The sequence below is a fragment of the Arthrobacter sp. YN genome (assembly GCF_002224285.1).
GTDB lineage: Bacteria > Actinomycetota > Actinomycetes > Actinomycetales > Micrococcaceae > Arthrobacter.
The window spans coordinates 2,287,129-2,307,660 of sequence record NZ_CP022436.1; the positions used below are offsets into that span (position 1 = coordinate 2,287,129).

Below are 20,532 nucleotides of genomic sequence, written 5' to 3' on the forward strand. Positions count from 1 at the left end.
ATAGCCTGGCGGCGTCAACAACGGCCGCCCGCAGTTGACCCCAGAACCTCACTTGTCCGGAAGGAGCCCCATGGACCACAGCCACACGATCGCCTTCCTCGTGTTTGATGGCGTGAAAATGCTGGACATCGCGGGACCGGCGGAAGTTTTTGCCGAAGCGAACAAGCTCGGGGCCAGATACTCCCTGACGTACATCTCTCCTTCTGGGGATTCAGTCAGCACCTCCATCGGGCTTCCGCTCTCAGTCGACGCTGGCATCAGCCAGCTGACCAGAATGGACACGCTCGTGGTTCCTGGTGGCGACGACCTGCCGTCCAAGCCCATCCCGACCGAGCTGATCGAAGCAGTTCTGTCCCTGCACCGACCGAGCCGACGACTCGTAGCCATCTGCACGGGCGCCTTCATCCTCGCCAAGGCCGGCATCTTGGACCAGCGCCAGGCAACAACGCACTGGCAACACACGCGCCTGCTAGCCGCGTCCTACCCTGAAATCCAGGTGCATCCCGACTCGCTCTTCGTGGCCGACGGCTCAGTGTTTACCTCCGCAGGCGTTTCCGCCGGCATCGATCTTGCACTGGCGCTGGTCCAAAGAGACCACGGGGCTTCCCTGGCGCGTTTGGTCGCCCAAAGGTTGGTCCTGTTCATGCAACGGCCCGGAGGTCAATCTCAATTCTCCGCTCCGCTATCCATCGAGACCCCAAAAAATGAACCGCTTCGAAAAGCCGTTGAACTCATCTCGGCGAGACCAAACGCGGACTACAGTTCTGCGTCCCTTGCCGAGCTCATGGGGCTCGGCCCGCGGCAGGTCGCGAGACTGTTCGCCGCCGAACTCAACACCTCTCCGGCGAAATTCGTTGAACAGATGCGGCTGGATCACGCCAAGGCTATGTTGGCCGCCGGCCAAAGCATCACAAAGACAGCGACAGCCGCGGGCTTCGGAAGCCCGGAAACGATGCGAAGGATCTTTAACCAACGACTTCGCTCGTCACCCAGCGAATACCGCGCGCGGTTCCACCCTGCCCGTTTCCCCGACGAGGCCCAAGGGCTGCTCCAACCGACGTAAGGTCGCAGGATGCCTGACCCAGCCACTTGTCTGCGTTTTTTCCTGTCAGGCAGACAACTCTTCCCATAGTGCATGCTAAGTGTAGAATATTGCACTATAGTAAGGATGATAAGTGATGAAATCTGCCGTGGGGTGGAGCTCTTGCTGAGTCTCAACTTCCAGTTGCCTCTCCCATGAGTCCAACGACAACACTGTTTCAGGAGTTTCAAAGACGCTGGGCATGGCCGGTGTCCGGATTGGCTGGACGGTTACCTCGAACGCGGCGGCGACAGAAAAGCTCCTCAACTACGTACTGCACAATTCTCGCTACCAGCGCCCCCAGTGAAATCCTTGCCGTCGCAGGTCTGCAAGCAGCACCTGCCCTTCTGGAACGGGCCAATACCTTCGCTTCGGTATGGGGCGAGCCCCCTTCCAAGAGGGCATGGCCTCACTTACCGAAGCCTGGCCCGAGTGGGTGAACGGAACTCACTGACAAGGAACGGCCATGCTTCATGGAATAGACCGCGTCGGCCCGGTCCCGAAGGTGAATTTCGGACACTGCAGGGGCTGTTTAGGAGGACGGACAGGCAGCCAGCGAAGGCCGCGTATTCATCTACCATAGAGCAGCCCCTACTCCAGGAGCGCTACAGAAACCACCGCAAACACGCGTACACTGTGGTCCATGCGCGAAGCACAAGCAATCCCGCTGCGCAGGCAAATCGGCGCGGTTTTCCGCCTGCTGCGGCTTCGTCCAAGAGAGGGTCATTCGCAATTGGGAAACGGCGATTTTCTTGGACGGTAGTTCTCGCCGCTACTGCCCCTTCCGTACTTCGAACCTCGATATTGTCGCCTTGACTTTAAGTGGACTGCTAATCCGTGGGTAGAGGGCAGCATTTGTGGTCGTGGAATTGCCGGCGCCTACTGAACTGACCAACCACCGTCTGATGGAAGGACTGCTCCGGAGATGTTGGTTCCGTCATCACTGAGGAGGAAGGTGATCGAAGCCGCCAGCTGAGAAGCTGCTGCCACCGGTGGGATCATCTGCATGAAAGGGCCCAACCGATTGGTGCCGAGTTCAGACCGGAAGGTGGCCTCGATGCCTGTTGCGACCGGTCCCGGGGCGACAGCATTGACCCGGATTCCTTGAGGTGCATACATGAATGCCGTACTGCGCGTGATGCCGAGTACCGCGTGTTTGGAAGCGGTGTACGCCAGGCCCGCGGAGTTTCCGCGAAGTGCTGCTTCGGAGGCCACATTTACGATGGAGCCGTGGCGCGCGGCCATCATAAATGGGAGGACGGCACGGGTCAGGCGGAACATGCCATCAACGTTGACAGCGAAAACTCGGTTCCAGACCTCATCTGCTACCTCGTGCAGTGGGGTCATATCATCCATGATGCCGGCTACGTTAGCCAGCGCGTCCACCCGACCCCCGGCCGCCTCAATAACCCGGGCGATGTCTTCGTCCTTCGTGATGTCGGCCTGCACTATCACCACTTCTGCGTGCGGCTGGGCCGCCGCCAAGGCTTCAAGCCGGTCACCAGCGATGTCCACAGCAATCACCTTTCCGCCTTCGCGGGCAACCCTTGACGCGGTGGCACGGCCGATGCCGGAGGCGGCACCCGTCACGATGACGGTTTTGCCAGTGAATCTACCTTCGGTGACACGTTCCTCCCACACCCCTGCCTCGGTGGTGTCCTCTCTGTTTTCGGCGTCTTCAGTAATGGCGCCGCCGTTTGCGTCCCTCACCAATTGGTCCAGCAGTGACTGGGGGAACTGCGCGCCGCCAAGTTCAACAAGTTGCTCAAGTGCCAGGTGTTCTATGGGTTTTAGGGCTGCTTCGTTCTGCCCTGATTCGTGGAGCATCCCCCGGAGGAGCGGGCCGCCAGCGGGATGGGCCAGCCATTCCCGGATAGGGCGGGATCCGGTCAGTGCCTTGCTGTTGTCAGTCATTTTGCTCCTTCGAGGGCAGGTTCGGCACGGACGTCCGTGCTTGTGTTTTCCGCAGCTTTTGTTTGGCCCTCGGTGGGCTTGGCCCCATTGAGACCGGTCCACCGGGCACGCAGGGAGTGTGCTGCGGCTTTTGGTTTGCGATCCCGGGTAAAGACACCCTTCCGGTTTCCGTCCACGCGGTGGATTCCGTTCGAGGTCTGGAAGTCCGCGAAGTTCCAGACGTGTTCACCGATGAACGCGTCGATCCTGTCGAAGACGCGGTGGTTCATGTCCAGGAAGGACTGTTGGTACTCCTCGCTCCAGGGCATGTCCCAGATGGAGTGCTGCCCCGGCATGGTGTCGGCTCCGTACTCGCTCATCATGATGGGCTTGCCGAACGCCTCTACCCAGCCGCGCATGTCTCGTTCCAGGTATTGTTCCGCGGTCTTAAGATCGCCGGTAAACACGTACCAGCCGTAGTAGCGGTTGATGCTGAGGACGTCGAAGAGGTCCGCGATCTTATCGTTCTGGAAGGTCGCGAACATGACTGCGGCGTAGGTCAGAGGACGCGTAGGATCGAGCTGCCGGGCAAGTTTGACCAACGGTTCGAAGAACTCGCGGGCACCGTCCTCATTAGAGGCTGGCTCGTTGGCGATACTCCACATGACGACACTCGGATGGTTTTTATCGCGCGCAATGACCTCGCGGAGGTGCTGTGCGTGGGCTGCTTGTGTTTCGTGGTTGAAGGTGTCGGGGGAGAACGTAGGTTGGGGACCAATTCCCGTGAGGCCTCCCTGGACACCAAGATTCAGACCGACGGCGGCTGTTTCGTCAACGACGACGATTCCGTGGCGGTCGGCGAATTCCAGCACTTCCTCTGCATAGGGGTAGTGGGAGGTCCTGAAGGAGTTGGCCCCGACCCAGTCCAGCAGTTGGAAGTCGTGCACGAGGTATGCGTTGTCGTGGCCCTTGCCGCGAACAGCAGTGTCCTCGTGCTTGCCGAAACCAGTGAAGTAGAACGGTTCACCGTTGATGAGGAAATCAGTGCCGCGGACCTCGACAGTCCTCACACCGAAATGCTCGGTGTAGCTATCGACCATATCCTCGCCGTCGAGGAGTTCCACTACCAAGTCGTAAAGATACGCCGCGCCGGGTCGCCACAGGAGGACATCTTCAATACTGAGAGTTCCTACGCTTCCCACGGCGTTCGTCACTTCGCGTCCTGTTGCGTCCAGAACACGGACGCGGACTTTCGTTTCCTGGCTGGCTTCAACGGAATAGTCGACGACACCGGTCCGGCCGATGATGCCGGTAACAATGGTGACGTCGGTGATATGACGCTCGGGTTTGCTGTAGAGCCACACCGACCGCGCCAGGCCAGCGTAGTTGTAGAAGTCGTGCAGGTAGGTCTGCTGGCGCCGGCCATCCTGGCTAACGCTGATGGTTCCGGGTGGGATGGTCGCTCTGGTCAGCTCGTTGTTGACTCCGACCGTAAGCCTGAAGTCGGCACCCGGGGTGACGTGCTCGGTGATGTCGGCTTCAAAAGGCGTGTAGCCGCCGACGTGATGGGCCACCAATACGTCGTTCACATAAACCTTGCCCTCGTGTGTGGCCGCGTCCAGGCGGAGGAAGACTCTTTCGCCTGACCAACCGCGGGGGACCCACGCCGTCCGCTGGTACCACACCCACCCAACGTGGTCGCGGATCTGCTGGTCTGCAAAGAGGTCGTTGTAGCTGGATGGCACCGGTGCTTCGAGTTTGCTCACCAGTGCGCCGGTCCAAGGCTCACGGACGTTGGCATCCTCAAGAGCGAAGCGCCAGAGACCATCGAGGTTTACTAGTTCTCGAGTGAGAGTAGAGCGGGGCTTAAGCAATGTATTTTCTCCTGTTGGGTGGCTTGGTCTGGGCGTCATTGTGTTGCGTTAGGCCGAGTTTTGGATAAGGTCCGTCGAATCCAGTTGCCTTAGCGGACTCGCGGACGTGTGTCTTTGAAAGCGGGGGTGCCAACCCCCAAGGATTCGCGTACCCGCTGGGCGATGGTGTCCAAGGTGCGGAACACAGCGATCGTCTCTTCGGCTGGATGTATGGGGTGCTGGGTTTCCCCGGAGCGTATTGCTTCGCTGGCGGCTCGGAGCATGGGGACGTATCCGTTGCCTTCGCGTGGATGAATGGTGGGCTCGGGGGCGAACATTTTTTGCCAGGATCCTGCATGTAAGAGCAGGGTGGTGGCAGTCCAGAACATGCCCGGGATCGTGATCCACCCTTTAGTGCCGTTGATTGCAGCCGAGGGATCGACGAATTCAGTCATTGAACTGGCGCATTGGGCAAACTGGCCCCCGGCGAACTCAAGGGTGAAATGTTCGGCGAAATCCAGGCCGTCGGCTCTGAGGCGTCCGCGGGCGGTGACTTCCGTTGGTTGGCCAAAGATCGTGTGAGCCAGCGTCACCGGATAGATCCCTTGATCAAGGAGTGTCCCTCCGCTGCGTGCAATGTCCCATCTGCTGCCCCATCGTCGATCAAGGGAAATCCGAATCCTGCGCGAAGGCTGGACGGGCTTCCAATGGCCCCGGAGTTGAGGAGTCCGAACAGGTGCTGGAAAGTGGGGTTGAACTTCATCCACATGGCCTCCATGAGGAAGAGCCCTTGGCTTTCCGCCAACGCGAACAGGCTCTCGACTTCTTCGGCGTTCAACGCCATCGGCTTTTCGACGACGACGTGCTTTCCGGCGAGCAGCGCCTGACGTGCCATGACCGCGTGGGTGGCGAACGGCGTCGCGAGATACAGGGCGTCTATGCCGGGGTCTTTTAGAAGTAGCTCATAGTCGTCGGTCCATCGGTCCAGCCCGAACTCCTCGGCGAAGCGTGCTGCGTTTGCTCTCTTCCTGCTGTAGACAGTTTCCACATGGCTCCCGGGCAGGAGCTGCAGGTCCGGGACGATGCTTCGGGAGATGGTGCCTGCCCCTGCGATAGCCCACTTCAGTGTGCTCTGGGGGGCGGGGGTTTGGTCCACGGTTCTGCCCCTCATCCTGTCACTCCGGCCTGGACGTGCTGTTCCCGGTGGAGCTGGGCAAGCCGGTGTCGATCCGCCCGGCGTTTCTCTTGCTCAACAGGGTCTGCGATGGGCGCTGCCAGCAGCAGCTTCTGTGTATAGGGGTGCTCCGGCGCGGAAGTAACCTGGGCCGCGGGCCGGTTTCAACGATGTCTCCCCTATAGACGACGCTGACCCGGTGGCTGATGTGCCGAACGACCGCAAGGTCATGGGAGACAAAAAGGTAAGCAACCCCCGTACGTCGCTGGATGTCGATGAAGAGGTCCATGACACGGGCCTGGGTGGATAAGTCCAGGGCCGATACTGGTTCATCGCAGACGATGAGTTTAGGTTCCGGCGCCAGCGCACGGGCAATGGCGACCCGTTGCCGCTGCCCGCCGCTGAACTCCCGGGGTAGGCGCTCGGCAGCATCGCCGGGCAACCCGACCTGATCCAGCAACATCCGCACCCGTGCCCTTGCCTGCGCTGCTGTTGCGCCCTGGACGATGAGCGGCTCGCTCAAAGTGTCGCCAATGGTCAGGGAGGGGTTGAGGGAGGTGTAGGGGTCCTGGAAGACCACTTGGATGTCTTTGGACAGGGTGCGACGCTGTGTGGGGCTGGCGTGGGTGATCTCAGAGCCGTTGAAGTGGATTTGTCCTCCACTGGGTTTCACCAAACCGAGGACGGCCCGCCCGATGGTCGTTTTTCCGGATCCCGATTCACCCACCACCCCGAGTGTTTCGCCCTCAGCGATGGTCAGGGACACTCCGTGAAGTATTTCAACTTCGCGGGCCCGGAACCCCCGGCCCTTGAAAGCTACGCGGAGGTCTGCCACGTCCAACAGCGGTGTTGTCATCAGTTCATCTCCCCGGTTGCGGTCCCGACCGGCATCGGCTGGTCGGTCCGGACGGTGTGCTCGTCGAGGATGGACCCCAGGAGCATCTGTGTGTAGGAATGTTTGGGTTCATGGAACAGCTCCATTGCAGTGCCGGACTCGACGACCCTGCCGTCCTGCATGACAGCGATGCGATCACAGATGTCAGCGACTACGCCAAAGTTGTGCGTCACGAGCAAGACCGCCATGTTCAGCTCCGTCTGGAGATCGCGAATCAGGTCCAGGATCTCCGCCTGAACGGTCACGTCCAGGGCCGTCGTGGGTTCATCTGCGATGAGGAGCTTGGGACGGCTTGCAACCGCGCCGGCAATGAGGACGCGTTGGGCCATTCCGCCGGAGATCTGGTGAGGGTAGGAATCGAAGGTACGTCGGGGATGTTCGATACCCACCCGTTCCAGAAGGGCGAGGACTCTGGACGTGGCTTCCCCACGTGACATCCGTGCTGAAGCGCGGATTCCTTCGACCAGTTGGGCGCCGATCGTGTAGGAGGGATCGAGGTTGGACATCGGCTCCTGGGGGATGTACGCGATGTCGCGGCCTCGAAGCGCTCGCAAGCCTTGTTCTGAGAGGCCAAGCAGATTTCGGCCCTCCAGTGTAATGGCTCCCCGGGTGACCACGGCCTCTGTCGGGAGTACTCCAAGGATGGAGAAAGCGGTTTGGGTCTTTCCGGAACCGGATTCCCCCACCAGGCCCAGGGTTTCACCCGCGCGCAGGGTGAGGTTGACGCCTTTGACCACTTCTCGAAGTGCCCCTGAAGGGGTGGGGTAGGCGATGACCAGGTCTTTGACGCTGAGCAGGTCCGTCGTTTCGTCTGAGGGGTTTTCTTCGGTGGATCTGGCCGCGGTCGGTGTGGAGACTTTGGACGGCTTCAGTTTTACGCCTTCGAACGCGTCACGGAGGGAGTTTCCAAGCAAGACGAGCGAGGCTGTCAGCGTTCCGAGCATGACACTTGGCCAGATGAATTGTGTGGAGTCAACGTAGAGGTTCGTGAATCCGTCCGCGATCATCGCGCCAAAGCTGGGAACAAGGTTCGATCCGACACCCAGAAATGCCAGGCCTGATTGGAGGCTGATTGCCGACCCTATGAGGAACGCCGCCGCGATGATGATCGGACCCCGGACAACGAACAGCACGTGGCGGCTGAGTATCCGCAGGTTGGACAACCCCGACACACGTGCTGCGTCGACGTAGAGCTCGTTCTTGACGCCAACCACAAGGTTCCTGACGATTCGGTAGACACCAGGGGAGAGCAGCACCCCGAAAATCAGCATTGTCGCACGATAGTCGCCTTTGGTAACGGGCATCAGGACAATGAGCAGCAGGAGTCCCGGGAAGGTCATGATGAGGCTGAACACCCACTCCGTCACACTTCGAAGCCGCCGCCCGAAGTAGCCTCCGATAAGACCAAAGGTCACGCCCATAACAAGAGCAACGCCTGCACCAATCAGGCCTGCGATTACGCTCGTATTGATCGAATGGAGAAGGCGCGAAGCGATGTCGCGTCCGTTTTGGTCCGCTCCCAATGGATAATCGGGGGTTCCCGGAGCGGCGTTTATGGCACTGAGTTGTGCCTCGTTGGGGTCGTGAGGGGCGATCCACGGTGTGAGAAGCCCCAGAACGATGATGACCAGCAACAGCAGTGATGTGATGACTGCTTGGGGGTCTTTGAGAAGTTTCCGCAGTGGGGATTTCCTGGGCGGTGCAGCCAGCCCGGGATCGACGCTGAGTTCTTCGATGCTCAATAGATTCTCGCCTTCGGGTTCAGCCAGCCATTTGCTACGTCTGTGACCAGGTTTACGGACACCACGAGCAGGACACTGAAGAGAGTGATGCCCATGATGATGGGGATGTCGCCTTGGAGCGATGCGTTGAAGGCATAGGCGCCGAATCCGGGAGGGCGAACACGTTTTCGATGATGAGCGCCCCACCCAGCATTTGAATGAATTCAAGTGATAGGACGGTGAGCGCAGGACTGGCCGCGTTCCGAAGCGCATGTCGAAGCACGATGGACCGTGTTCGGACACCACGGGTCCGTAGGGTGCGAATGTAGTCCTTCCGGAGCTCACCAATCATTGATCCACGGATCTGCGCGGCCATGCTTGCTACTCCGCCGATGACCAACACGATGACCGGGATAGCGATCGAGGCAGCCCATTTGCCGGGATTTTGGGCGAAGGGCGTGAAACCTGTAGCCGGCAGCAGCTTCAGATTTACAGACAGGACCGTGACCAGGACGATGGCGATGAGCAGCCCCGGAACGACGTATCCAACCAGGGACAGGCCTTGGGATACTTTGTCGGCCACACCGCCGCGCGTCGCGGCCCAGACTCCCAGTGCAACACTGATGATTACGGTGATGATGAGTGCGGTGACGACCAGGGAGAGGGTCACACTCAGCCGGGCAGCGACCGCAGGAGCCACGGGCTGGCTGGTGAAGAGCGAGACGCCGAAGTCACCGGTAAGCACTAAGCCCAACCAGTCCAGATACTGGACGATCGCTGGCCTGTCGAAACCGAGCTCGGCCATGAGGGCCTTCACCGATTCCTGTGTTGCTGCGCTCCCCAGACGTTCACGGGCTACGGATTCAAGTGAGCCGCTGAGGAGGAAAAAAGTGATCATGGTGACCAGGACTGCAAGGACAATTCCTGCGCCCAGTCGTCGGAGGGCGTAGCTGATCATGAGGTGCCTCGTGGCGTTTCTTGCGGCATCTCTTGGCTCCTTTTAGTTATTGACGGCCTGCGAACGGTGAGGCCAATGGTGCGGTCATCGAAGGGTCTGAGGGCCCGGCGTTTCCGCCGGGCCCTCAGGGCTTGAGCCACTAGCGGGCGGATACCCCGAAGTCGCGCACGGTGGGCAAAACCACGGACGTGGGAAGGAAGTCAACACCCGGAGCTGTCGCCCAGAGAGTGCCGACATACGCGATTGGGGCATTCAGCGCCTGGCGCACTGTATATTCGTTGACCTTCTTGTACAGGCCATCGCGGGTAGCTTCGTCTGGTTCGTTGGCGACCGTCTCGAGCAGCGTATCGAGTTCTGGGTTGTTCCATTTGAAGGGGTTCAGGAATGCCTCAGGGGCATACATGTCTCCGACTTGGCGGCCGGCGCTGTTCAGGCCGTAGAACCACAGCACCGCCGGGTATTTCTTCGAAGCAATTGATGACGCCGTGTTCTGTGGAGGCACAGGCTCCCACGTCACCTTGATGCCTATGTCCGCCAACGCCTGTGTAATGACCGGTTCAAATGACTGGGAAATGACTGTGCTGGGCATCGTCATGGCGAAGCCGTCAGGATAGCCTGCCTCGGCCAGGAGTTTGCGCGCCTTCTCAGGGTCGAAACCGTAGGTGTCCTCGAGCGCGGGGTCATAAGCGCCACTGTTGGGGTCGAACACCTGTTCTGTCGGCTTGCCGACTCCATTGAGGAGCGCCTTGACGATCTGCGCACGGTCGAAAGCCATGTTAATGGCCTGACGCACCTTCACGTCTGCAAGTGCCGGAACGAGGTCGCCCTTGCGGTCGGCCAGTACAAGGACGAGAGCAGCGGTGGCTTGAACCTCTTTCACTGTAAAGCCGGCACCCTCGGCTTGTTTCCGTTGCGGGGCCTGGATCAAGGCAGCCTTGACCTCGCCTGCCTGGAGAGCATTGTATTGGGCTGTCCGGTCCTGGATGACCTTGACTTTCACGGTCTTGAAGGGGAAGGCTGCCGCGTTCCAGTAGTCTTCCCTGCGTTCCATGACGTATTCAGTGCCGTCAACCGTGGCGTCCGAAAGAACGTAGGGACCAGAGCCCGTGGGGCGAAGTTTCGTCTTCTCCGAAGCAAGGGAGTCGGCATCCCCGATCACGCCGGTTGCTTGCGCCAGGTAGTTCAGGAGCGACGGTTCGGGGGACGAGAGTTGTATGACCACGGTTGATGCGTCCGGGGCGGAAATCGAGGTCACTTTGGCAAGCTTTGGTTGTTGCTGTCCGGCTGTGGTTCGGGTTCTCTCCAAGGTTGCGGCGACGTCACTTGAGGTGACGGGGTCCCCGGTGCTGAACTTCAGGTCACTTCGAAGCTTGAGCGTCAAAGTTCGCAGATCCTCCGAGTATTTCCAGCTCTCTGCTGCGCTGGGCTGGATCTTGTTGTCTTTATCGACCATGAGAAGGGTGTCGAAGATTGATGCCCAGACATATGCCTGCTGCCCTTCAGCAAGTTGGGCCGGGTCCAGGGATGCCGGCTGGGCTTGGATGGCGATGCTGATTTCTTCGTTGCGGGAGGTGTTCTGGCTTTCCGCAGCTGGTTCGGAGGAAGAGCAGGCAGTGCTGGCCAGAAGGGCGGCAACTGCAATTGACGCAGCTGCAGTACGGGTCAGAGTTTTGGTTCGGGTCAAGACGGGGAACATGTCTTGGGACTCCTTTGTCGGTGAGCATTAATCAAAAAGGGGGGGAGGGGGTGGAATGCCTGATAGGGGTGATCGCCATCACAATCAAAGCAGCTACAAATCACTTAAGCAACCGGTTGCCGTGAAATCTTTTGGAGAATTGTTCTTGTTTCTCATGACAAACTTTTGGGTACACCAAAGGGCCGGCTGAATCCCACTAAATGAAAGTACGGCCGGGTTGGGGTGTTGTTTGAAAGCCTCTAAATTAGATGCATCGTATATTTGAATTCATTCATCGTTCTGACATGAAGTCGTTGATCTCCTGCTTGAACTGCATTAGTTGGTGCGCATTGAGCGCGCGGAAAGCCTGCGCTACCTCGGCGACCAGGTCAAATGTTGGATCAACAAGCCACTGCATCCGAAGTCCGCTCCACGCAGCCATCATCTGGCGGGCGACGCTGGAGGGGTCGAGCCTGGGATCAGCGATGCCCTGGGCTTGCCGTCTTTCGACGCCTTTGGTGAATTCTGAAATCACAGTCGCGTGGTGATCCTTCAGGTAACCATGTGCGGGGTGTTCAGGGTTGACAGCTTCGGCGCTCAAGGCCAGGAAGAGGCGGGTTATTGCCTCGTCATCGATGGTGAGGTGAGCCATCGCTGGGGGTGGCCAGTCAGCATTTTCGGCATCGTTGATGTGGAACTCTGCTGTGTAGACCGCGCGGTAGTCGGTGTCGGCAAGTTCCATCGCGGCGACGAGGATGTGGTCGCGCGTCGGGAAGTGATAGAGCATGGCGGTTTCGCTCATGGATGCACGCGCAGCCACCTCAGAGGTAGTCAGAGCGCGATGCCCTTTTTCCAGGATGACGTCGAGCGCTGCCCTGGCCACGGCGGAGCGTCGCTGGAGGGTCTTCGCGTAGCGCTTGCGGGGGGCTGTAGTGGACTCCATGAAGAAAGGCTAGTCTAAAACTGAGTGCCACACTATAGTCGTGGGGATATTTCCTCAGATTGCGGTGAGAAGATCCAAAATTAATGAAAAATGCGGGTGGCACTCAGTTTTGAGTTTCAGCTGGCGGGCATCAAAAATCGGCGAGTGGAGCCAAGGCCGTGGCGCGGTCACGCACTGTCACAGCGTCCCGCAGAGCCTCGAATAATCAGTTCGGTGCCCACGCGCAACGCTGCGGGGATAGGTGCTGGTCCGGCGAGGGCATCCAAGAGCACGCCGGCGGCCAGCGAGCCACATTCGTTCTGCGGAGAGCGGATGCTCGTCAACGAGGGGGTGGTGAGATCTGCGCCGAATATGTCGTCAAAACCGATGATGCTCAGTGCTTTGGGAATTGAAACGCCGGAGCTCTGGAGCTGGCGCATCAGCCCGATGGCCATGAGGTCGTTGTAAGTTATGACTGCCGTCGCCCCTGCCGCGCGAACGTGATGGGCCACCTGCCTTCCGCCGTCCAGGGTGGGCGAGGGCGACTCAATTCGTTCGGCCTTGAGTTGGCACCACTGGCAGGCGTCCGAGATGGTTTCCCACCGGCGCGCGGACATCCAGGATTGTTCAGGCCCAGCAACAAAAAGGACCTTTTTGTGTCCATGCTCAGCCAGATAACGGATAGCCTCGCTGGCTCCCTTTTCCGGATCCGGGACGACGGTGTTCACGTTCTCCATCTCCCGGTTTAGTACCACCAGGGGCGTTGACTCCGCCAAGTCCCTAATGTCTGCGTCAGCCATCCGCGGACTGGCCAGGATAAGGCCGTCCACTGCGGAAAGCAGGCGGCCGGCCGAGGCAAGTTCCTGGGCCGCTGAGTCTGCCGCCTGTGCAAGCACAACGCTATAGTCCCGCTGGGCAGCAAACTTTCCGGCGCCTCTAAGAAGACCAAAAAAGGCAGGATTGTTTACGTCCGCAATAACCAGCCCAAGAGTCTTTGTGGATCCGGTTTTTAGGACTTGGGCAAGATGATTAATCCGGAAGTCCAGTTCTGCGGCAGTGACTTCAATGAGTCTACGGGTCCGGGAGCTCACTCTGTCCGGGCTGCTGAGTGCTCTTGAGACCGTTGAGGCACTTACTCCCGCTTCTCGCGCAATATCATAAATGGTCACTTTGGACTTTTCAGGATAGAGAGAAACTTTTTTAGGATGCACTGAAAGACCCGCTCCCTTCGAGCATTCTCTAATGAATTGTGGTGCGGATGTGGCGTATATCAGTCGCCTGCAAGCATGGCTCATTCCGGTGGGACCCCAGCCCTCAATTGCCTCGAAAGCACGCGCGCATTATGCGATGCGCGCGTGCCTTCGCGGTACAGCCGATGTCAGATGGTTTGCCCGGCATCGGCCAGCAGGGTGCTGCCGGTCATGAAGCTGGCCGAGTCGCTTGCGCAGAACAGGACGACGCGGGCGATGTCGTCTGGTGTTCCCATCCGGCCAATAAGGCTGTTCGTCATCAATGCGGTTGCTTCGCTCGCCTCCTTCGGCGGGCGAGCCGCCGCCGCTGCCGTGTTCCCTTCCGTGGGTACAAATGTTGGTGCCACGCCGAGGACACGTATACCCATGGGGGCGAACTCGAGTGCCATCTGCTTGGTCATGCCCCGCACAGCGTGCTTCGAGCCAACGTAGGCCGAAAGACCCGGCGCGGTTCCTGTGAAGCCGGCCGTGGAGACAATGTTGATGATTACTCCACCGCCACCCGAGGCGCTCATGTGTTGTGCGGCTTCGCGGGAGCCGTTGAAGACGCCGCGCGTGTTCACTGCGAACACTCTTTCCCAGGTGTCATCCGGTGTTTCGAGGACCGGGACGCTGGGGAAAATGCCGGCATTGTTCACCCAGATATCGATGCCTCGGAGTTCGCCAGCAGCTACGGACGCGGCCTGGCGGATCGATTTGGGATCGGTCACGTCCATATGGACACCCTCGGCGTGAACACGATAGCGCCCGGCGATGTCAGCTGCGGCGGCTTTCGCTTGGTCTTCGTTCACATCACCGATCAACACGTCTGCACCTGCCTCTGCAAGACGCAGAGCGATCGCTTTGCCTAGCCCCTGCGCGCCGCCGGTGACAACGGCGCTTCGCCCAGCCAGAGACAGCAAGTCTGCAACGGGAATTGAGGATGCGTCGGTGAAGGCAGTGCTCATGCTGTCACCTCGACGTCGAGCCGGTTGCTTTTGGCGATGCTTCCGAGCCTGGCGAGGCTCGGTTTTGGTGTCCGGACGAAGGTTTCGCGGTCGACGGCGATGAGGCCGAAGGTTGGTTCCCAGTGGCCCCACTCGAAGTTGTCCAAAAGGGACCAGTGGAGGTAGCCCCGCACGTCGACTCCTTCGGCCATGGTCTGGTGGAGTCCTTGCAGCGCCTCGGCGATGTAGCGGACGCGCTGGTTGTCGTCGGCGGTGGCAATGCCGTTTTCTGTGACAAGGACGGGTACGCCACCGGTGACGTTCCATGCGTGGCGGACCGCCATGGAAAGGGCATCGGGCCGGTAGGCAGTCCCGACGAGGGTGTTCTCCGGATGCGGCGGGTGAGGAACGAGGCCGTTGGCGTCTACTTCCTGGCTGGAGTAAGCCTGCACGCCGACGAAGTCGTCGCCGCGGCTGCCTTCCCAGTAGACGTCTTCCTTGCCGAAGCGGATTTCGAGCAGCTTTTCTTCTCCACCGGGTGCGGCGGTGAGTGCGCCGGCCGCGATGGTCCATCCCACCTTGGCGTTTGTGTGGGCGCGGACGACGTCACTGGCGGCATGGTGAATCCGGGTGAAGGCGCGCCCGATTTCAGGATCGGCGTAGGTGAGGAAGTCGCTGTGGTTCTGCTTCGTTTCCCCGTCTCCTTCGACAGTAGGGCTCTGCCACTGGGCGCCTTCGGCGAGTTGCATGCGGCGCATGGCTGTCATGATGGCTGCTTGCATGTTTGGTTCGTTCATGGTGACGACCCATTCGACGCCGTCAAGGATACAGGTCACTTCCCGGACGTAGCGCACGAACTTTTCCGATGCATCGGCAGCCAGCCAGCCGCCGTCGTTGGCGAACCATTGGGGGGTCGTGAAGTGCTGCAGAGTCACCACCGGGGTGACGCCGCGCTTAAAGCAGTGTTCAATCACGCGACGGTAATGGGCGAGCTCGGCTTTGGAAAAGTGGCCGGGAACGGGTTCAATGCGGGACCATTCCAGGCTGAACCTGTAGGAGTCCAGGCCGGCATCCGCCAGCAGGTCGATGTCCTCACCGAAACGGTGGTAGCTGTCGCAGGCGTCGCCGGAAAGCTCCATGCCGGGCATGGTCAATTCCCGCGCCCACCAGTCGCTGTTGACGTTGTTGCCTTCGATTTGGTGGCCGGCGGTTGCTGCGCCCCAGAGGAAGTTGTCCGGGAAAGTGGTCATAAGTTTCTCTTTTCTGCGAGGGTTTGTGGTGCCCGTTCAGGGCGAGTGTCCGGGTGCTGTCAGGTACGGCTTGGCGCAGTTTCGTGGTGCGAGGCTGCGGAAGCCGCGGCACGGAATCTGCCAGGGCCAGCGGTGTATTCGGAGCCATCGGGGAAGATGATCCGGGCTGTGGTCTCCGCAGGGATGTCGGCGTCGATGCGGAGGTCTTCACCGTCGAGCTGCCAGTTCACTTTGATGGTGCCGTTCGGGGATTCGTGGGAGCCGCGGGCCCGCGTGACCCCCGGACCCGGCTTCGGGGCAATGATGATCGAGCGCCAGGCCACTGAGTCTTCAGCTTGGCGCAGCCCGAGCGTGTGCTCGTGGAGGAAGCGGAGCACTGTTCCTTTGCTGTAGTGGTTGAGTGACTCATGGGCTTTTCCGGCGTCGTCGATTCCTTCCCAGGATTCCCAGATGGTGGTGGCGCCCTTGTCGACCATGTATAGCCAAGAGGGGGCCGTGCGCTGGAACAGCAGCTCGTAGGCAATATCTGCCCGCCCGGCTTCTACCAGGACAGGGAGCAGGTATCCCGTGGAAAGGAAGCCCGTCCCCAGATGGGTATCGGCCGTACGGATCAGGTCCACAAGCCGGTCGACTGCCCCCTGGCGGATGTCCTCCGGGATAAGCCCGAAGGCGAGGGCACGGACGTAGCTGGCCTGGGTATCGGCACTGGTGTTGCCATCCTCGTGCAGGTATGCGCAGCGCCAGGCCTCCCGCACGGAATCAGCAACTTGCTCATACCTCACCGCTTCAGTGGTCCGACCAAGGACGCGGGCGATCCGGGCCATGGTGCTGGTCGACCGGTAGAGGTAGGCCGTGCCCACCTCGCCCTTGTCCTCCATGAACCAAGCCATCGGGTTGTCTTGAACGGGGTCGACCAGGCGTCCGTTCGCGTCGCGTTTCTTGGGCTCAGTCCATTCGCCCCAGTGAAACGTGCCGTCCCACAAGTACTTCTCAAACGGCTCCGCTTCCGGCGAGGACTTAACTCGCTCGTGGTGCCGTGAGGTCCTGGCCGATTTCAGGGTCCATTCCACCCAGCGCACCATGGCATCCCAATTCTCGGCGAGGACGGCCCTGTCTCCGTAGGCTTCGTAGAGTTCCCACGGCACGGCCACGATCGCGTCTCCCCAGCCCGCGGAACCTGTCATCATGGCGAACTGGTCGTCCAAGTGGTTTTTGATGCCGCGGCCATCAGGAGAGAAATTGGCTATGCGCCCGTCCTCGAGTTGATCGTCGCGGACTGACTTCAACCACTTGCGGCTAAACCCGAGCACGTCGCGCAAACGGGTGGCGGTGGAAACGAAGACCTGGTAGTCGCCGGTCCATGCCATACGCTCGCGTGTCGGGCAATCCGTGGGTACATCGACGGCGTTGCCGAGGAAACTCCATTCGCCGATCCGGTGGAGGCTGTTGAGATCCTCGTTGCTGCAGGAGAACTCTCCGGTACGGCGAAGATCGCTGTGCACCACCTGCATGCTGACCTTGGACGTATCCAGGTCCGCGTCAGGCCGGCTGATGCGGGCGTACCGAAATCCATGAATGGTGTGGCGGGGTTCGAAGACCTCGCCTGGAGCCCCTGCGGTGACCTCATCACGCTGGGAAAAAATCTTGGCTGGCTCTCCGGGCCGGTGGGAATCCAGATGGGAGGTTGTGAGGTCCCCACCTGGGTCGACGTGTTCGCCGTATTCGATGACCGTGCGTGTGCCCACAGGCCCGAGGTCCTCGAGCGTGATCCATCCGGAGGCATTCTGTCCGAAGTCAGCTACCCACACCCCCGGGCCATTGGCTTGGATGCGCTCCGGAACCCGGGTCTCGATGACGCGGACCGGCGGAGCAGGCGACCAGGTTATTGGTGGTGCTTCGACGGCGTCGACGATAACTTTCGTCTGAGGGGCGGAGGAAGCTGTGAAGTCCACCGTTTGTCCGTCCATCAGGTCCGCCTGTGTTGTGGTTGAGGGCGAGCTGGTCCACGTGCCGTCGGTGACGATGAGCTCATGGGATCCATCCCTGAGTTCGATGTGGAGTTCCGCGCGGGCCCCGAGCGTGGCTCCCCAATCGGCAGGGTGCCGGAAAGCGCCCACCTGACCGCGGTACCAGCCGTCCGACAGTTCAATTTCTATCTGATTTCGGTCAAGTGTGAGGGAGGAGGTCACGTCCGATGCTTGGGCGTAAAGCGTGCGGTCATACGACGTCGACCCCGGCGACAGCTCCGCCGTCCCTGCTCGTTGCCCGTTGACTGCTGCCGTGTAGACGCCCAGAGCCGTGGCGTAGAGGCGGGCGGACTTCACTTCGTCTGTAAGGAAGAATTCGGTCGAAAGGACGTGGGCGGGACGTTGGCCATAGCTGTGGTCATCTTCTTCCGGGGAGATCCAGGAAGCAGTCCAGTCTGCGTCCTGGAGTCCAACCTCGAAAGCTGACCACTCCGACCAGGGGGCGGACTCCGCGGCAGCTCGAACACGCCACTGGACCCGCTGCCGGCTGCGGAGTTCTTTCCACGGCCACGGGACGTGGAGGCGGTCGGTCGCCAGCGCCGGTGGTTGCAGGAAACCATCAATGGTTGCCTCCAGCTCGTAAGCCGGGGCGACAGCGTCGGCCCCGACTTTCCACGAAAGTCTGGGAGCCGAGCCCGTGACGGGGAACTGGTCCCCGCCGCTGTCAGTGCTGAGATCGTAGGGCGTTCGGCCCATGAGTAATCCTTCTCTCGTTGATTGCGGGCTAGCGAACGGATTTGACCTTGAGCGCAATGATCAGACCGCCGAAAAGAGCCAGTGCTGCGCCGGCCAGGTACAGGATGGTGTAGTTCTTCTCCGACCCCGTTATGCCCAAGGTGATGACCACGGAGGCCAGGAGCGGCGCCACGGCACTCGGGATCTTCTGTGCGAAGGCTACGACCGCCATGTAGCGTGCTGTTTCAGTGCGGTTCGGCAGAATGGCGAAAATGATGGCCTGGTCCACCGTGGCGAACACGGCGATGGCGGTCTGCATGAGCACGGCACCGATGATCAGCTGGGGCAGAGACCATGCGAATGCTTCTGCCAGCGCTCCACCAACGAAGAGCAGCGAAGCAATGCTCACGAACAGCCGTCGGCGCTTCAGCTTGTCCGAAAGGAAGCCGCCGAGCAGTGCGCCGGCAGCGGCCGCGACAACGCCGAGCATGCCGATCGTGGCAACCACTCCTGCCACCTCTCGAACTGGCATGTCGAGGCGTTGTGCGTAAAAGAAGGTGCCGAAGGTGGTGTTGAAGTACAAACCGACGAAGAAGACGAAGCGGCCCAGCCAGTTCCACGCGAAGTCGGGGTATTTGCGGATGCTGAAGCCATAGCTTGATACCACAGATTTCAGGGTCACGTTCGGGACAGCTGGCAGGTTCTTTGAAGATCCCTCTGGCTTGATGAGTGGGAACAGTGCCAGAAGAAGGGCGCCGATCACTCCGGGGACAACGAACACCAAGAGAGTGTTCGAGGAGACCGAATAGGCAATGCCGATGCCAAGGACGGGAGCGATCTGCGTCATGAGACCGGTGAGTGCCGAGACGGATCCGCGCTGCTTTTCGGGCAGCTTATCTGCCATCAGGTTCTGAATCGCGGCGCCGGAAATGGACCAGCCCGACATACCTAAAATCCAGCCTGCGCCCACCGTGAGTAGGTCAGGTGCCAGGCCCATGACCACCAAGCCGGCCAGGCCGATACCCGTGCCCAGGAAAATGAAAGGGGCCCTGCGCCCGAAGCGGGAGCGCGTACGGTCGCTCCAAATGCCAATTATCGGGCTAATGACGAGGTAGATACCTTGTGCCGTGCCCGTGATGAAGCCGAGCATCTGCTCCTGGCCCGGGGCCAACTCGGTGATCCGAACGGCGATGCCGTACGAAAGGGGGACCATCATCGCGATGGATGCTCCGAAACTGGCCAGCATCAACCACAGAATGTAGCCCCTGCTGACAGGATTCTGGGGCTCTACGATGATCCCAGTATGGTCGACGGGGCTGGCCGGTGGGTGATTGCCCGGCACTGGCTCGGCGGCTGCAATGCCTCCTGCCAGCCCCGGAGCTCCATGATTGTTGGTAGTCACCAATGACTCCTCTGTAAAAGTGGTTTGGCCGCATGCGACATCGCAGAGTATGGATGGTCGACGTGAGATAGGCCACGCAAAGAGTAACCACAGTGGTTACTATTGATGAATAGTAGCCACGTTGGTTACAGTTGACAAGATCCACTTCAAAAATTGCTGGCGCGTATGAAAGAAGGTCAAGCAGTGACTATTGCCTCTGAGCAAGAGACCATAAAAAAGGCCGGCCCACGGCGGCGTGGACCATATGCCACAACCCCAGCCCGCCGAGCTGAGATCGTGCGCGCGGCTGCAGCCAGCTTCGCTGAGCACGGCTACGAACGAGCCAGTCTCAGGGACATCGCCGCCCGGGCCAATGTCACCCATGCCGCCCTCCTTCGCCATTTCGCCACAAAGGATGACCTCCTACTGGCAGCCTTAGCGCAGCGGGACGCCGACGATTCCGAACTTGCTCGCCGCATCATCCAGTCAAAGGTGCCCAAGGATCAGGTACTCAGCACCGTTCTTCAGGAAGAATTTGCCCACCCCGACCATCTGCGGAACTGGCTGGCCATCACCATTGCAGCAACCAGCCCCACCCACCCGGCGCATGGCTTCTTTATCCAGCGTCGCGACAGAATGCGCGATCACTTCACCAACAAAAAGCTCGATACGACCGAGGACGGTGACGAACTGACTGCGGACGATAAAGTCACCATGGTCATGGCAATGGTCGACGGCCTAAGGATCCAGTTCCTCCTGGATCCAGACCGGAAGACGCTCCACGTCCTGGAGACGCTCATGCGTCACATCGCATCGCCGGAAGAAAACTGATGGCCCGCAAGAGGCAAATG

General features: G+C 60.2%; 18 protein-coding genes. 3 read left to right on the forward strand and 15 right to left on the reverse strand.

The window, feature by feature from the left end; translation table 11 throughout:
- The first annotated feature begins 70 nt into the window (after positions 1-70).
- Together CGK93_RS10375 and CGK93_RS24620 are read left to right on the forward strand one after the other, a co-directional pair.
- The gene (locus CGK93_RS10375; RefSeq protein WP_089594752.1) at positions 71-1,063 is read left to right on the forward strand and encodes a GlxA family transcriptional regulator; all 993 of its coding nucleotides are present in this window, start codon (positions 71-73) and stop codon (positions 1,061-1,063) included.
- Between the two features lie 214 nt (positions 1,064-1,277).
- Positions 1,278-1,388: a hypothetical protein gene (locus tag CGK93_RS24620; RefSeq protein WP_442857044.1), complete on the forward strand. Its 111-nt coding sequence runs from the start codon at positions 1,278-1,280 to the stop codon at positions 1,386-1,388.
- Between the two features lie 572 nt (positions 1,389-1,960).
- Here the strand turns inward: CGK93_RS24620 and CGK93_RS10380 are convergent.
- The 15 genes from CGK93_RS10380 to CGK93_RS10445 form a co-directional block, all read right to left on the reverse strand.
- On the reverse strand, positions 1,961-2,995 hold the full coding sequence (locus CGK93_RS10380) for an SDR family NAD(P)-dependent oxidoreductase (protein ID WP_089594753.1): 1,035 nt from the start codon (positions 2,993-2,995) through the stop codon (positions 1,961-1,963).
- Positions 2,992-4,887 carry a beta-glucuronidase gene (uidA, locus tag CGK93_RS10385; RefSeq protein WP_232481605.1) on the reverse strand — a complete coding sequence of 632 codons (1,896 nt, stop codon included), beginning with the start codon at positions 4,885-4,887 and terminating at the stop codon, positions 2,992-2,994. The genes CGK93_RS10380 and uidA overlap by 4 nt, the downstream gene beginning before the upstream one ends.
- 50 nt (positions 4,888-4,937) lie before the next feature.
- Positions 4,938-5,507, reverse strand: coding sequence for a Gfo/Idh/MocA family protein (locus tag CGK93_RS10390; protein ID WP_232481645.1), 570 nt, complete (start codon positions 5,505-5,507; stop codon positions 4,938-4,940).
- On the reverse strand, positions 5,417-5,983 hold the full coding sequence (locus CGK93_RS10395) for a Gfo/Idh/MocA family protein (protein ID WP_157731727.1): 567 nt from the start codon (positions 5,981-5,983) through the stop codon (positions 5,417-5,419). Before CGK93_RS10395 ends, CGK93_RS10390 begins: the two co-directional genes overlap by 91 nt.
- A gap of 19 nt (positions 5,984-6,002) precedes the next feature.
- The gene (locus CGK93_RS10400) at positions 6,003-6,857 is read right to left on the reverse strand and encodes a dipeptide/oligopeptide/nickel ABC transporter ATP-binding protein (protein ID WP_332460084.1); all 855 of its coding nucleotides are present in this window, start codon (positions 6,855-6,857) and stop codon (positions 6,003-6,005) included.
- Complete coding sequence (locus CGK93_RS10405) at positions 6,857-8,638, reverse strand: dipeptide/oligopeptide/nickel ABC transporter permease/ATP-binding protein (RefSeq protein ID WP_232481606.1); 1,782 nt, start codon at positions 8,636-8,638, stop codon at positions 6,857-6,859. The genes CGK93_RS10400 and CGK93_RS10405 overlap by 1 nt, the downstream gene beginning before the upstream one ends.
- The gene (locus tag CGK93_RS24625; RefSeq protein ID WP_442857034.1) at positions 8,635-8,733 is read right to left on the reverse strand and encodes a hypothetical protein; all 99 of its coding nucleotides are present in this window, start codon (positions 8,731-8,733) and stop codon (positions 8,635-8,637) included. The genes CGK93_RS10405 and CGK93_RS24625 overlap by 4 nt, the downstream gene beginning before the upstream one ends.
- Positions 8,691-9,575, reverse strand: coding sequence for an ABC transporter permease (locus CGK93_RS10410; RefSeq protein WP_198318409.1), 885 nt, complete (start codon positions 9,573-9,575; stop codon positions 8,691-8,693). Before CGK93_RS10410 ends, CGK93_RS24625 begins: the two co-directional genes overlap by 43 nt.
- Before the next feature lie 139 nt (positions 9,576-9,714).
- Positions 9,715-11,271 (reverse strand): ABC transporter substrate-binding protein, encoded by a 1,557-nt coding sequence (locus CGK93_RS10415; RefSeq protein WP_089594757.1) that lies wholly within the window; start codon positions 11,269-11,271, stop codon positions 9,715-9,717.
- Positions 11,272-11,542: 271 nt separating this feature from the next.
- Complete coding sequence (locus CGK93_RS10420; protein ID WP_089594758.1) at positions 11,543-12,193, reverse strand: TetR/AcrR family transcriptional regulator; 651 nt, start codon at positions 12,191-12,193, stop codon at positions 11,543-11,545.
- A 167-nt stretch (positions 12,194-12,360) separates the two neighbouring features.
- The gene (locus CGK93_RS10425) at positions 12,361-13,467 is read right to left on the reverse strand and encodes a LacI family DNA-binding transcriptional regulator (protein ID WP_089594759.1); all 1,107 of its coding nucleotides are present in this window, start codon (positions 13,465-13,467) and stop codon (positions 12,361-12,363) included.
- A gap of 83 nt (positions 13,468-13,550) precedes the next feature.
- The gene (locus CGK93_RS10430; protein ID WP_089594760.1) at positions 13,551-14,369 is read right to left on the reverse strand and encodes an SDR family NAD(P)-dependent oxidoreductase; all 819 of its coding nucleotides are present in this window, start codon (positions 14,367-14,369) and stop codon (positions 13,551-13,553) included.
- Positions 14,366-15,598 carry a glycoside hydrolase family 1 protein gene (locus tag CGK93_RS10435; RefSeq protein WP_089594761.1) on the reverse strand — a complete coding sequence of 411 codons (1,233 nt, stop codon included), beginning with the start codon at positions 15,596-15,598 and terminating at the stop codon, positions 14,366-14,368. Before CGK93_RS10435 ends, CGK93_RS10430 begins: the two co-directional genes overlap by 4 nt.
- A 59-nt stretch (positions 15,599-15,657) precedes the next feature.
- A complete protein-coding gene (locus tag CGK93_RS10440; protein WP_089594762.1) occupies positions 15,658-18,321 on the reverse strand; it encodes a family 78 glycoside hydrolase catalytic domain in 2,664 nt (887 codons plus the stop codon).
- Positions 18,322-18,349: 28 nt separating this feature from the next.
- Positions 18,350-19,702: an MFS transporter gene (locus CGK93_RS10445; protein WP_232481607.1), complete on the reverse strand. Its 1,353-nt coding sequence runs from the start codon at positions 19,700-19,702 to the stop codon at positions 18,350-18,352.
- 276 nt (positions 19,703-19,978) lie between these two features.
- Here CGK93_RS10445 and CGK93_RS10450 point away from each other — a divergent pair, with 276 nt between their 5' ends.
- Positions 19,979-20,512: a TetR/AcrR family transcriptional regulator gene (locus CGK93_RS10450; protein WP_232481608.1), complete on the forward strand. Its 534-nt coding sequence runs from the start codon at positions 19,979-19,981 to the stop codon at positions 20,510-20,512.
- The last annotated feature ends 20 nt before the right edge of the window (positions 20,513-20,532 follow it).